11 protein-coding genes are annotated in these 14,045 nt (G+C 36.9%); all 11 read right to left on the bottom strand.

All coding sequences use genetic code 11. From position 1 onward, the window contains the following. The 11 genes from CBF35_RS11440 to CBF35_RS11390 all read right to left on the bottom strand — a co-directional run bounded on the left by CBF35_RS11440 (position 1) and on the right by CBF35_RS11390 (position 13,984). Complete coding sequence (locus CBF35_RS11440; protein WP_126781290.1) at positions 1-5,067, bottom strand: isopeptide-forming domain-containing fimbrial protein; 5,067 nt, start codon at positions 5,065-5,067, stop codon at positions 1-3. Positions 5,068-5,139: 72 nt separating this feature from the next. Next, a complete protein-coding gene (locus tag CBF35_RS11435; RefSeq protein WP_126781288.1) occupies positions 5,140-5,412 on the bottom strand; it encodes a hypothetical protein in 273 nt (90 codons plus the stop codon). A gap of 13 nt (positions 5,413-5,425) precedes the next feature. Continuing rightward, on the bottom strand, positions 5,426-6,100 hold the full coding sequence (locus tag CBF35_RS11430; protein WP_126781286.1) for a hypothetical protein: 675 nt from the start codon (positions 6,098-6,100) through the stop codon (positions 5,426-5,428). A 19-nt stretch (positions 6,101-6,119) separates the two neighbouring features. Further along, positions 6,120-6,995 (bottom strand): BsaA family SipW-dependent biofilm matrix protein, encoded by an 876-nt coding sequence (locus CBF35_RS11425; RefSeq protein ID WP_126781284.1) that lies wholly within the window; start codon positions 6,993-6,995, stop codon positions 6,120-6,122. Positions 6,996-7,086: 91 nt separating this feature from the next. Continuing rightward, positions 7,087-7,824, bottom strand: coding sequence for a hypothetical protein (locus CBF35_RS11420; RefSeq protein ID WP_126781282.1), 738 nt, complete (start codon positions 7,822-7,824; stop codon positions 7,087-7,089). Between the two features lie 34 nt (positions 7,825-7,858). Further along, the gene (locus tag CBF35_RS11415) at positions 7,859-9,157 is read right to left on the bottom strand and encodes a hypothetical protein (RefSeq protein ID WP_126781280.1); all 1,299 of its coding nucleotides are present in this window, start codon (positions 9,155-9,157) and stop codon (positions 7,859-7,861) included. Positions 9,158-9,214: 57 nt separating this feature from the next. Next, a complete protein-coding gene (locus CBF35_RS11410) occupies positions 9,215-10,084 on the bottom strand; it encodes a signal peptidase I (protein WP_170174788.1) in 870 nt (289 codons plus the stop codon). Between the two features lie 604 nt (positions 10,085-10,688). Beyond that, positions 10,689-11,066: a hypothetical protein gene (locus tag CBF35_RS11405; RefSeq protein ID WP_126781276.1), complete on the bottom strand. Its 378-nt coding sequence runs from the start codon at positions 11,064-11,066 to the stop codon at positions 10,689-10,691. Positions 11,067-11,091: 25 nt separating this feature from the next. Beyond that, the gene (locus CBF35_RS11400) at positions 11,092-11,421 is read right to left on the bottom strand and encodes a hypothetical protein (protein WP_126781274.1); all 330 of its coding nucleotides are present in this window, start codon (positions 11,419-11,421) and stop codon (positions 11,092-11,094) included. A gap of 394 nt (positions 11,422-11,815) precedes the next feature. Next, entirely contained in the window at positions 11,816-12,769 is a 954-nt protein-coding gene (locus CBF35_RS11395; RefSeq protein ID WP_126781272.1) for an NAD-dependent epimerase/dehydratase family protein, read from the bottom strand. A gap of 27 nt (positions 12,770-12,796) precedes the next feature. Then, positions 12,797-13,984 (bottom strand): glycine C-acetyltransferase, encoded by a 1,188-nt coding sequence (locus tag CBF35_RS11390; RefSeq protein WP_126781270.1) that lies wholly within the window; start codon positions 13,982-13,984, stop codon positions 12,797-12,799. Between the last annotated feature and the right edge of the window lie 61 nt (positions 13,985-14,045).

Genomic DNA, 14,045 nt, shown 5'->3' with positions numbered 1-14,045 from the left:
TTATTTTATGACACCAAAATCATTAATACGATTTGACCAACTATACGGTCTTGGGCTTTCTTCTGGTTGATCATCTTTATCATTACCAAATTTAGGTTCTAAATAAATCGTCACCCAATATTCTTCAGATTTAGAAAAATCTACAAAAGCTAGTTGTTTCCCACTATCTGTTGGCAGTTTACTTGAAAGATGTTCTTCTTTCAATTTAGCCTTATCAATCGTAGCAATATGTCCAACGTACTTATAATATTCTGGAATCATATCCTCAATCAATAGGCCTTTAACAGTTTTGTCTAGTTCAATAAAATGGGTTGTAAATAAACTTTCAGTGATTTCTGAACTACTGTCTTTCGTTGTAGATCCTGATGTTAAGGCAAACTGACTAATTTTCGTTGTACTCACTTTATCAATCTGATTACTCACGCGATAGTACGCAGTTGAAGGGATTACCAATTCTTTACCATCATTGTTGATAATTACCTGTCTAACGTGTAATAACTGATGATACATTAGGGTTTCTACTTGTGCTTCTGGCGGATTGTAGTTTTTACCATCTTTGTCTTTACCAGTAGCATTAACTTTATTTACTAGTTTACGACTATCTGGTAAAATATTCACTTTAACTTTAAAAGTAATAACCTTACTATCCTCAGATTGTAAATTAGGCAATGGCAATGTTAATTTCTGCCCACTCCAAATCCCTGTATCAGCTTTAGCTAATCCATCAATTTGAGTTGAGTTAGCGACATAACTTAATTCTATCGGCAGCTCGTCTGTAACAATAACATTGTGCCATTCACCGCCACCTTTTTTATTTGCAACTGTTAAGGTATAAGTTAAAATGTCGCCTAACTTGGCTGATTCAACATCTACCTCTTTGGCTAAGGTTGGTAATGGTGGTGTATCATTGACTACTTGATTAGTTGTTTTTTCGTCATCAGTTGGTTTATCGACTACTTTACCAGTCACTGTGGCAATATTTTTTAATATTCCACTAGCACTTTTTTCAATTGTCACATCAAAACCAACTGTCAGAACACCTTTGTCACCAATAATATCTCCGATATCCCCAGTATTTAAAATCCTACCTGAGAACAAACTGTCATCTAATGGCGTTTCTGCACCATCTTGATCTGTCACTGTTAATGTTCCTGCTTTAAAAGCCAACCCTTCTGGGATTGAATCTTTCACAACTACATTTTCAACGACTGAATTCTTTTTAGGATTTTTAACTTCGATATCGTAATGTATAGTGTCTCCAACTTTAACAGTTTTACCATTTAAATCTTCCCGTTTACCTGAAGCGTCTTTTTCGCTTAAGACTTTTTTCTGAACTTCAATTGTCGGTTTACCAAGAACGCCTAGGTTAACATGTTCTTTTACACCTTCACTAGGATCAAAAATATTTTCTGGAAGACTATACTTTTTACTGACTGGTGTTAAGAAGTTTTTACCATCAAGGGCTACTGGATTATTTTGAACATTGCTATTATTTCTTTCAATAATTCCGGCTGCTTCTTGCTTAGTAATGTATAATTCTTCTGCATCTACTTCAGCTTTCACATCAAACCCTACAATGTAATCTCCATGAGTTAAAGCATCAAATTCATAGGTTCCGTTAGCTTTAGTTTTAATTTTAGAATTTCCTGCAGCGTCCACAAAAATTGTCCCTTTAATATTTTGGGTTACTTTTGTTAACGTATCACCTGATCCAACTTTATATAAAGTAACAGGCACATTCCCTTTAAACTCTTCATTAGTATCGATACCACCATTGTAATCCGCATCATACCAGACGCGTCCACTAATTTTACGGTTTATAACTTCTGTATTTTGAACTCGAGAATTAATAACTCCTGAATAATTTTTAGAATTAGCACTAGCTGTATTTCGATAGCGATCTCCCGGTTCATTATCTGTTGGTAATATTGTTATCTTAACAAATGCAGATTCTTCATTCTTAAGTAACGGTATCGTTGCATAAATGGCCGTTACCTCCTCATCAAGGTCACCACTTGAACTAAGATACTGATCCCAGACACTAAAATCATCTTCAATATCATTAGGATTTGTATCTCTATCTATTGAATCAAAACTATAGTATGTTTTAGCTTCAGGGTTTATAGCAATGCCATTATTCCCTAGCACTTTTATGCTTTTTAGTGAAATTCCACCTGTGAATTGTGAACCTAGATCGTCAAAATCCACTGGAAGTACGTCAAGCACTTTAGCGCCGTTAATATCTTTACCTGTTTGATTCGTTATTTTCAGTGTGTAAGTCACAGGACTTGGGCTATCGGCTTCAATCAATCCCTTGTCTACCGTTTTATCAATTTCCCATTTTTGTTCTTTGATGACATTGACTGTATAATCGGACTTCCTTAATTTTTCTCCACTATTGTCGCCAGGGCTACTTATTATAGCTGTATTTGTTAATGAACTGACCCCTGAAGAATTGAAGGTCATTTCTGATTGTATGAAAGACGTTTCGTAACTAATTTGAGGAACTGCTTTTCCTGGTACAGCATCGAATTCCCATACTAAAGTAGTAACACCTTGATCATTTGGACCTGAAATAGTTGGTTCAGTTTTTTGTGATCCAATTTCACTTGAATCAATTACATACCTCATTCCTTTAGGTAGAGTATCTTCTATTTTCACAGATACAGCTTTCAAATCCCCTGACGCTGTAGAAGTAATTTTGGGATTTAATCGCCAAGTTACAGTATCTGAACTCTGAAAATCTGTAGCTTTTTGAGTTGTATTATGTTTATATCCAATTTTCTCTATTCCAACGCTATACGGCACTACCAATAAGGTATCTCCCCAAAGCCCTCCTGGATTATGATATTTAACAATTCCTGTATCATTATACGTTGACGGAATGTATGTTGGCTCTCCATCATAAGGTGAACTTACTGATTTATCTTTTCCAATTTCATGAGTTAGTTTACCATGTGAGATTGTTACAAATGGAGTTCCATCAGAGGCTTGAGTCCCTGTGGCGTCTTGATTCACTTGTCTTAACACATTTAAATATTCGTAATCCTTACTCGCTCGCAGTCCCGTTGCTCCACTTGACACGGCAGAAATAGGCCCTTTTCTCACTGCCTCTTCTGGTGTGTTAAACCAATTGTAATCTTCTGCCCTATTATTATGTAAGCTCTTTAAACTAAAATCACCTGTTTTACTCACTCCATAAATAATCGGTTTAGGTGTTGTCTTTCCTTGCCCAGACATAAGCGAAGCTGGTGCATAGCCAGCTTGAATAAATTTTGATTCTTTTGGGTTCCATTTTTGAAGAAGTGTTGACTCTTCTGGATTAAATCCAGCACCTGAATCAACGGTTGTTCTTCCGTAAAATTTTTGCCCGGCAGTTGCTTTAGAGTCGCCTCCATTCGCGATGTTATTGTATTTAGAACTCAAAGGTTGATTATTTGTGTCATTATATGTTGTATAAGTAATAATTGAACCTTCTGGATATTTTTCAGTGGCCCATGAAAAATCCCAATTTCTATCTCCCGGAATAATTACCTTTTCATCTTCATCTACTTGTATATCTTTGACTAAAAATCTATATGATAAATTAATGTTATCTGTTAATCGTTCTTTAGGTTCAACTACATATGTTCCAACTGATAATATATTTTTTTGATGTGGTAAATATCTTACTGCCCCGACATTATCTGATTTTCCTTTTATGGGCACATGGTTCATATTAATTTTATACGCATCAAAAGTTAGTGTAATTGTATTATCAATATTATTCACGATTTTTATAATCCCTGAATCATATACTGAGTTAATCTCAACAGCTGTATTTTTAAAACTAAATGGAATATATAAACTATTAGGTAATTTGATATAATTATACGGTTGATTCAAAGCATTACCGTAACCATAAGCTGATGTTATTGGACCATAGTCAAATATTTTCATTCCTCTAGTATCTGTACCTATATTTAATTCTTTTGTTGTAGTTGAGCCTCTGACTGTTTCAAATATTTTTTGTTGCAGGGTGACTGAAACTTTTCCACTGGGTGCCGCAGATCCAACTATACTAGTTCCTCTATCAGCTAACGGTACCACCGCTACTGACATTCCTACTTGTCTGATATTTGAATTCTCATCATCTTCTGATTTAGTCATCATGTTGAATGGTAAAAATTGATAGTTCCAAGATTGTGACATGAACGTTCTTAAATTTATTTTTGAACTAACTTTAATATCCTTCAACTCTTGAATCGGTTCAATAATTTTTTCATTTGTTAAGTCATGAACTATCCCGCTACTGTCCTTAGCTGATAAAATTTGAACAGTAAAGTCTTCCATATTCAATACAGTGCCATTTTTAGCGCCAAAAACTTCCATGGGTAATGTTATGGTTCGATTACTACCAGTATTGGCTCCTTCACTTCCGGGCTTTCCTCCTAATTGATAGTTTATAATGGATTCCTTTCTATTTAAATCATATCCACCACCATTTATCGCTGGAAAGGCTGCATTTAACATTCTTCCATCGGCAGTCACACCATTCTTTACTTTCCCAGTAATCTTCAAAACAATATCCGTATACAATCTTTTATCTTGAGAGTTCAAGTTAATCTTAAATGAATAAAAAATCTTATCAAAACTTCTGACGATATCATTTGTTTCTGAAGAATCATAACCAGGATTATCATTATTATCAAATCCTACACCGGCATCCCCTGTTAAAATCTCCGCCACTAAAGGTTCCGCGAAATAGATTGTTGAATCTTGTTGGGGTTGGGTAATCTTCGGTTTAACTTCCTTCGTTTTTTTAGTATCTTTTTTTGAGTCTTTTTCTTCTATTTCAGTTTCTGCCTCATCTACTTGAGAGTCTTCGGAGCTAGTAACTTCTTTTTCACTAGTTGTTTCTGTCTCTTCTTTAGTAGAAACCTCTGTTGTTGTTGATTCTTGACTGTTTTCTGCTGCTTTCAATTGACTGTTTAACGTCAAGCGTAAACCGATTAGTAATGCTACAGCTAATAAGATTACGAGACTAAGAAAGCCCTTCTTTTTACTATTTTTATGTTTTTGCTTCACTTTGTTCTCCTCCTTATAAGTTCGTCATTACCGAAAAACAAAGGTCCCTTCCATAATGGATGACCTTATGCTTTATTCTTCTATTTTAATTGTGACTTCATTGGTCTTAACTTCAATATCTCTCTTTGGTGTGTCGGCAGCAGGTGCTTCTGTAGTAGCTTCCGATTGGGTATTTTTATTTTGATTGTTTTTAGGTTGAGCCTTTTCACCACTTCGATTGAGATAAATTAAGCTAGCACTAAATAATACTAAGAGTAATAAGCCTGCTACTACTTTTAAGTGTTTTTTATTGCTGGCTTTTTGAGGTGTTTTTGTTTGTTTAGTTTTAACCTTATTTCCATTCATCTCTTGCCACTCCTTATCTAGCTAAGTCTTTCAATGCACTATCGATTGGTAATAAGCTTGTGCCAGCAGCTGGTGTTTGACCTTGCCACCAAGCGTCTCGATAGGCCCATTTTGTTGTGCCAATACTTTCAACTTTTACGTGCACTTGAAGTTCGGCGCCTGTATATGGTTCTTTAGCTGTTGCAACTTTGACTTTTTCAAATAAGCTGACTGTTTTTTTGTTAACATTTAGTCCTTTTAAATAATAAAAGTAACCATCTTTACCATCGACCCAATCAGCGTTATCCGTAATTGGTTGATCATCTTTATCTAGTAAAACAACTTCTTTTCCTAGACTTGAGGCTAACAACACATCAGGCTTGCCAGTTTGGCCTTTTTTAGTAATTTCTGGAATAACCATCACTCTGATAAACTGATCTGTTTCACCAGTATTTTTGACGGTAACTTTTTTAACGATTGGTTCATCAATCACCGTTTCCGGCCGATCTGTAAATTCTTCGACTAGTTCGGTTTTCAAATCACCGACTGCAAAGTCATTGTTTCGCGTTTCTGAAGATTTCTCAGCTGAATAAGTGTAGCCAAGAATCCCTAAACTGATAATCAAAAAGGACAGTAACAAGGTGCCAACGAGAACGACCCATTTGTTTGTTTTTCTTTTAGTTTGTCGCTTTTTACGATTTGTTTTCACTGTTCTGTTCACTCCTTTTTTAATCGATATTTACTTGATTAATTAGCATTTGATAAATCTCATCAGAAGGATCACTATGTCCCCAATCAGCTAATGTGGCTGCTATCGAATGGCTGCCATCCATATTAATTTTTATTTTATACAACGCATCTTTTAAACGATTAGGTGTTGAAGAGGATAGATTTGTTTTTTCTAAAAATAAAGTAGTCACTTCCCCTGGTTCTAAACGTTCTGAGTAATAATAGTAGCCATCACTGTATTTCCAATACTTACTTGTTAGACTAGGCTTGCTATCAATGACTTCACCGAAAGCTAAGTTCATGAAAGTTAAATCAGAATTTTCTCGCTCAGTCGTGTCTTTGCCCACAATGAACCCTTTACCAGTTGCTGATAAATCAGCTGGGACACTTTCTAAGCCTTGATAGTAATTCTTTCCTACACTATTATCAAAGTATTCTTCTGCTTTCCAAGTTAGAACTTCTTCTTCATTGATTGTCGTTGTTGCTGGTTTAGGTTTGATTTCTAAGACATTTCCAGTACCATCAAGACTGTCAGTCCCTTTGATATCCATTTTAAAACTTAGTAAAAATTCTTCTGCCGACAACCTAACAAAGGCTGGGTAGTTTCCATCATTGGCCACGTAAACTTCTTTAATCGTTTCACGCCCCGGTTCCCATGTTTTATTAGGAGTAAACTTTTCTCTTAAAACAACATTAAAAGCTAATTTAGTTAATTTGTTTTCCTTTTCATCACTATAAGTTTCCCAAGCATAGGTCCCTTGGATTACTAGTAATATTGATAACAGCATCACGAAACTGAAAAAAATCGGTTTCTGACGTTTTGAAAACCAATTTTGAAAGTTTTTTGATGATCGCTTATTTTTTGGCCGTTTCATTTATCTTTCACTCCTCTTTCAATTCGTTTCTCTTATGAAAAGACAACTTCTAGTAACCTTCTCATAGGGGAAACGAATTTCCCCTGTTGCTTTATTCTTTGTCTGACATTTGACTGTCACGACGTTTCTTGATAAATAATAAGACGACACAAATGATGAAAATACCGGTAATCGCTTTGTAAATCAACGAACGCCATTCTTCACCAGTTTGTGGCAATTTAATGATTGGCTTTTTTTTGATTGGGTCTTTCGGTTTGCTTGAATCCCCCGGTGAACCACTTGAATCAATTGGTGGTTCTGGTTTGTCCTTTTCCTTTGTCGCAATGAATTCCCACTTAATGATGGCGTAACTTTTTGTTTCCCAAACTTCAGCAGGTAAATCTGATGAAACAGCGAATTGGACTTCTAGTTCTTTAAAATCACCATAAGCGTATGTCCCTAATTGCAAACGATCTTTTTGAAGATCCGGTTTCCCGATGCCAATTAAGTTGCCATTGTAAACTTCCTTACCATCTAGAAGCATGACCACTGTAATCGCCTCATAAAAATCAATGGCTCCTTTTTTTTCTTTCGGAGCCATATCCATTTCTAAGACATAAGGTCGGTCATTTTTCTCAGTATTCATTAATTTGATTTTCTTTACGAATTTGTCGCCAGGCTGCAAGTCCTCTTTTTGAACATAATAAGCACCTGTCCCGTCAACTGATATCCCTTCCGAATCTCCAATTAACATACCTGGAGGAAGAATCTCCGCTTGAACAGGGCTACTAATCATAAAGCTAAAGGCTAATGAAAGAAACATTAGTAATTTTCCCATTCTTTTTTTCATGCGTGGCCTTCCTCCCTAGTTTTCAGTTAGTTTTTTATGGTACTGGTAGTGGATCTGGGTCAACTGGTGTGTTAGCATCAGCTAATGTTACTAATTTGTTGTAGATTGTTAATGACGGCTCAGCAGTTGGAACTGTTCCACCAAAGAATTGTTCTAAAACAGCTTCTTTTTTCGGTAAGACAGCTTCAGCATCTACCCATAGTGAGTAGTCTAAGTAGTCGTATTTAGTTCCTAAGTCAATTCCTAAACCAACGTGGCTTAAGATTGGGTTAGTGTAGCTACCTGAACCAACAACACCCATATAATAGAAGAAACCATCATTTTCGTTGTACATCCAAGTGTTTTCTGAGGCATCAGCTTTTAAGAACGCTGAGTAATATAAATCAACGCTAGCATCAGCTGATGATTTGTTGATTGCTGAAAGAGCTGGTAATTTAGCAACTTCTGTTCCTGGTCCGATATGTAAATCTTCAGCTGCCCAGTTAGCAACACCTGAACGAACTAAACCATCGTAAAATTCCATGTTTAAATCTGTGAAGCTATAACCAGTAATAGCACCTGTTGATGCATCGTAAGCTGCTTTAAAAGTTGTTTTGCCTGCTGCGTTTTTAGAGTTAACTTGTTGAGCAACAAAAGCTGTATTGATTGTTCCTGTTGCAGGGTCTGTAAATTTAACAACTTTATCTTTAGAAACGTCACCCATATTAGTATAAGTTAAATCAAATTTGCGGAAAGCCACGTATTCAACGTCAACACGGTACTCAGTTGAACCACCGACAGCGGTAATATCAACTTTGTTCGCTTTCGCTAAAATCGTAACGTCTGCTGGAGCTCCTGTCATGTCTGATGTTACGTCAGCCCATGTTACAAAAGGATCATTCGCTGTATTCTTTTTAAGTTCACTAACATAATAGCCATTGTCCATTACAACTGGAATATAACCTTTTGTATCAGCGTTTGCTGCTGTTGGTACGTGTGTTGTCGGATCTAAATCAGCATCAGCAAATTGTTTGATGATTGCTTCTTTTTCACCAGGTTTAGTATTTAATGTATTCATTATTTCTTCGAAGGTTAAACGAACAATAGTGTTACTTGAACTAGTATTGACTGTCCAAACATCTTTTTGTAATTTTGCTCCTTCTTCTAACATTGGATCTGGGAAGATCTCTTCGATCTCAATACTACCGCTTGATAAGGCATTACCAAACTTATTCTCTTTCTCTGCTTTGTAAACTTCCCAAGCAAATGTACTTAATAGTAATGTACATAGTGCCGCTGCTGCCGTAACAGCAAGAACGCGTTTTCTCTTATTCTTGTTTTTTCCCTTAATCATGGATAAAAACCTCCTATAGTATTTGTTTTATATATAACCTCTTATCAAGGTACATAACTAATTAATGGTGTTACTTTTTCGTTTTGAACTCTTTTTTTGAACAGAACTTCTTTTACGGGTTGCTTCTGGCAAAGGATCCATGTCTTCAGAATAGGAGAAGTAATACCTTAAGCTGATGATTAGTGCGAAGATTGCTACTAAGGCACCAATACTAACTAAGAAATTCTCTCTTAAAAAGCTCATGATTGACCCCATTTTCGGAATCGCAAAGACTTTCTTACCAATAACTTGTTCTGCGTTTATCGGTCGGTCGGCTGCGGTATTCGCGTCTCCTTGTGTTTGAAAGTATAATCCTTCTTCACCGTTTAACTCATCTAAGCGATCAATCACTCTATGGGTTAGAACTGTTGTACTTTCTGGATCTGCGGACATTAAGCCGTAAGTCACAATGTCACCTTTTTTCAGTTCTTTCGGATTGAGCATTTGCACAATAATAATGTCCCCTGCTGCAAAGCCGCCTTTCTGAGTCGCCGGATCACGAGGAACCATCGAATTCGTCAAAACTGTATAGAATCGATAGCCGAAAAATGATTTCTCTGAATCTTGGCTAACAGTGAAAATCACCGCCCCAATTAAGATGCCGAAAGTTAAGATGTAAAACAAGGCGTTCATTATCCAATTCAATACTTTATGAACTTTGTGGGATTTTTTTTTACTTAAATTATCCTCTTGGCCCTGAGTACTTGAATAACCCTCTCGCCTTTTCCCGTGACTACTTTCTGCTCTTCGTTTTGCTGTAGGGGATCCGTCTGTTCCATTAGAGAATTCAACTGACTGTCGCCGACGAACTTGATTTGACGAGGAACTGCTTACGCTCTTACGTCGTCTTCTGCGTTTTTTATGTTGGAACTCATTTTCTTTTTCCATCATTTCTCCTTTCGTCAGTTTTTCGAACAATCGCTACAAGTTGTCTTTTTCAATCTAACTTACCATTCACTTATTATGAGAACGGCTAACTTATTGAACAACTTTAAACAGCCAATCCTTGTTTAATCAACAACAAGAATCCCTTACACAATTTATTATATGTTGTTATTGATCACTTTTCAATTATTTTATGAACAAAAAGACCTAACTCTTCTCGTTCAATAAACCCTTTTTAAACGGTTATTTATTATCGGTAACAAGCTTAAATACTGGTGGTACAGGATTCTAGCTCTTATCTCGATCAACGGTATTATGTTCAAAAACCACCTTTATGTTGTTCAATATCATTTTGAACAAAAGTTTCTTAACTTCTTCAATTGTGGATTCGCCTAAGTCTTCTTATGCGTTGATTTTTTCACAAAAAAAAATAAACCTGCCGCAGTTATTCTGCCTCGGTTTATTTTAAAACGTGATGTTTCCTCTATATAAATACCAAATTAAAACACCTACTACACAGTTAAGTATTAAGAGGATGATTAACTTGCTCGTCTCGCGACTTGCTTGACGCTCTCTTTGTAAGATTTCTTTACGTGTGCGCGTTCGATCAATTGTTTGCGTTGGCCCTTGTGGCTGTTCTTTTAGCATCTCGGCCTCCTTTACTAATAACTAATGGTACATCATTTAAGCCTAAGGGCGGATGATTTAAAACTTCTTTTAACTTTTTACTAATTTCCGCCATTTCGACTAGTTCACGATAAGTTTGTGCAGGCATTTTAGCTTGCTTACGCCATTTGCTACTTTTAACTTGATCTTTTAAAATACTATAACGTTGATACTTCATGAACCTTTGGATAATGGCACCATATTTGAACTCATACCACTCATTAGGGGCTTCATCTAAATAACGGAACCACGTTTCTTCTAAGTGGTCGATAGATGTTTGGAGTTGCTCAAATTCAGCTAGGGTGATTTTCTTCCTCATTGCCATGCTCCTTCATCGCCTTTCTTTATTGCACTATGACTAACTTACTTGCTGTTGCTGCAAAGAGATAATCCTCAAGTTCTTCATTATATGTAAAATTACCTTTAAACTCTTCAAAATAAACTTGGGCTAACTCTAATTCATTGAGTGGTCCACAAGCAATATTATCATTTACAATCACTGTGATTTTTTCTAATCGGTGACTCGTCAAAGCAACAATCACTTCCGTACCTGTTCTGATTCGTTCTGCCTCAGTTGTTGCTTCTTCATAATGGGGAAACATCTCGACTAAAACAAATTTCCCACCACTTAAAATCATCTCGGCATTAAATTGAATTTCCGCAATCTTGATCATGTTGTGATTCCCTTCTCTCCGGACACTCTATTAATTAGTGTCAATTTCTTCTTGATATTATAAGTATATGGCTTAAACTTACGGCTTGCAAAGTTACTTTTGCCTTATCTGAACTCACCACCTGTTCGTTTAAAGAGCTTTAGTGAACTGGTTGTTCCACCTTTTGATTTAAATAGCTAGAGAGTCACAAAGAGCATGAGTACATTTACTAATCGTTTATTTTCTACCGTTCGTTAAAGGGGCTTATTTCCTCTGCAAACTTTGCAGCTTTTTCTTAGCTAAAGTATTGATAGGACGGCGATTAGTCTCTGTCTGCCTTTTATCAATCGAGATAAAAAAACTCCTAAAAACAGGTCATTCACTGTTTTTAGGAGTTGATTTTTACTCGTTATAACTACTTTGAAACTGACGTCGGCAAATGGGCAAACATATCTGCTAACATTTCTGGTAAATCATAGTCGTATGTAAATTCCCACTCGGCTATGGCACAACTTGGATCTAAACTATCTGGCCAACTATCAGCAATTTTTTGTAAAACTGGATTAACGTTGTAAGTTATCTCAAAGTCCGGTTTAATTGCTTTAATTGCTGCTGCCATCTCGGCAGGGGTAAAGTTCATGGAACTGATATTATAAGCGTTACGATTTTTCAGTTTCGAACCATCTGCTTCTAATAAATCGATGATTGCTTTAATCGCATCTGGCATATACATCATGTCTAAGCGAGTATTTGGGCCTAAGGGGCATTCATAACGATTTTCCGCTTGGGCTTTGAAACAAATGTCGATAGCATAATCTGTCGTTCCCCCACCTGGTGGCGTTAAATAAGAGATTAGTCCTGGAAAGCGGACACCACGAGTATCGACACCAAAACGCTCATAGTAGTAGTCACAAAGTAGCTCACCGGTGACTTTGTTTAAGCCGTACATCGTTGTTGGCCGTTGAACCGTGACTTGTGGGGTTTGTTCTTTTGGCGTACTTGGGCCAAATGCCCCGATTGAACTTGGGGTGAAAAAGAGTAACTCCTGAGTGCGAGCCACTTCTAAAGCATTCATTGTCCCATCCATATTGATTTTCCAAGCTAATTGGGGATTGCTTTCAGCCACTGCTGACAGCAAGGCCGCTAAGTGAATTAACGTATCGACTTCGTGAGACCTTGCCACTTCTAAAAAGCGCTCATAATCAGTGACGTCTAATAATTCAAAGGGTCCTTCTTGTGGAATCTCAGAACGACCGTCGTCGACATTATTCGTGGCAATGACGTTCTCAACACCGTATTTCTCCCGTAAGGCACGGGTTAATTCTGAACCAATTTGGCCTAAGGCACCAGTAATTAAAATCTTTTTCATGTTTTGCTCCTTTTGCAAAATTAAAATTTAAATTAAGTTAAACTCTTTTCCAACTGTTTCATAGACGGCTAAAGCTTGATCAAGCATTGCTTTCGTATGTTTTGCCGTTGGCATATTCCGAACTCGGGCTGTCCCTAGAGGCACTGTTGGAAAAACGATTGATTTAACATAAACGCCTTCTTCATATAAACGCTTACTGAAGTCTTGGGCTGTTTGTTCATCGCCAATAATAACTGGCGTAATCGGTGTCTCAGTAATCCCAGTATTAAAGCCTAATTTTTCTAACTCTGTTTTAAAATAGCGCGCATTTTCCCAAAGTTGGTCATTTAGACTGCTTTCGCTGTCAATAATTTTTAAAGAAGCAATGGCTGCAGCAGCATCTGCTGGGGTCATCGAAGTTGAGAATAAGAAAGGCCGCGAACGAACTTTCAGCCAATCGATTAAAGCTTGACTTCCTGCCACATAACCACCAACGACACCAATGGCTTTTGATAGTGTCCCAATTTGGAACTCAACTTCTTTTTCTAAACCAAAGTGTTTCACTGTCCCGTGACCATGACCTAAAACCCCAGAACCATGAGCGTCATCAACATAGACCATCATGTCAAATTCTTTCGCAATTTCCACGATTTCAGGTAGCTTACAAATATCCCCGTCCATTGAAAAGACGCCATCAGTAATAAACATCGCTTTCTCATATAAGCCAGACTCCCGAGCCTCTTGAGCTTTTTGACGAAAATCAGCCATATCAGAATGGTTCACTCGAATAATTTTAGCTCCAGATAGACGACAACCGTCGATAATTGATGCGTGATTTAATTCATCGGATAAGATGACATCTTTTTTAGTCATGACAGCGGAAATCGCTGCCATGTTACAGTTAAAACCTGACTGATAAGCAATGGCGGCTTCAGTACCTTTAAATTTAGCTAGCTCTTGTTCTAAGTCTAAGTGAACTTGTAACGTCCCATTAATTGTTCTAACGGCACCAGCCCCTGCGCCCCATTGGTCTAAAGCTGTTTTAGCAGCTGAGACTAACCGTGGTTCGGTAGCTAAACCTAAATAGTTATTTGAGGATAAGTTAATTAATTCTTGCTGACCAATCGTAATCATCGCGCCATTAGCACTTGCTAAAGGTTCAATTTCATTATAAAGACCTTTGTTTTTTAATTGCGTTAAGTTTTCTTCTAAAAACTGGTTTAATTCCTTACTCAATCAAAATCCCTCCACTATCTTATTTGGATGCCTATGGTTAAAGCTTTAGGCTCTCTATTTT

The organism is Vagococcus salmoninarum (assembly GCF_003987495.1).
Lineage (GTDB): Bacteria > Bacillota > Bacilli > Lactobacillales > Vagococcaceae > Vagococcus_D > Vagococcus_D salmoninarum.
The sequence above is the reverse complement of the archived record's forward strand: the minus strand, read 5'-3'. Positions and strand labels throughout refer to the sequence as shown.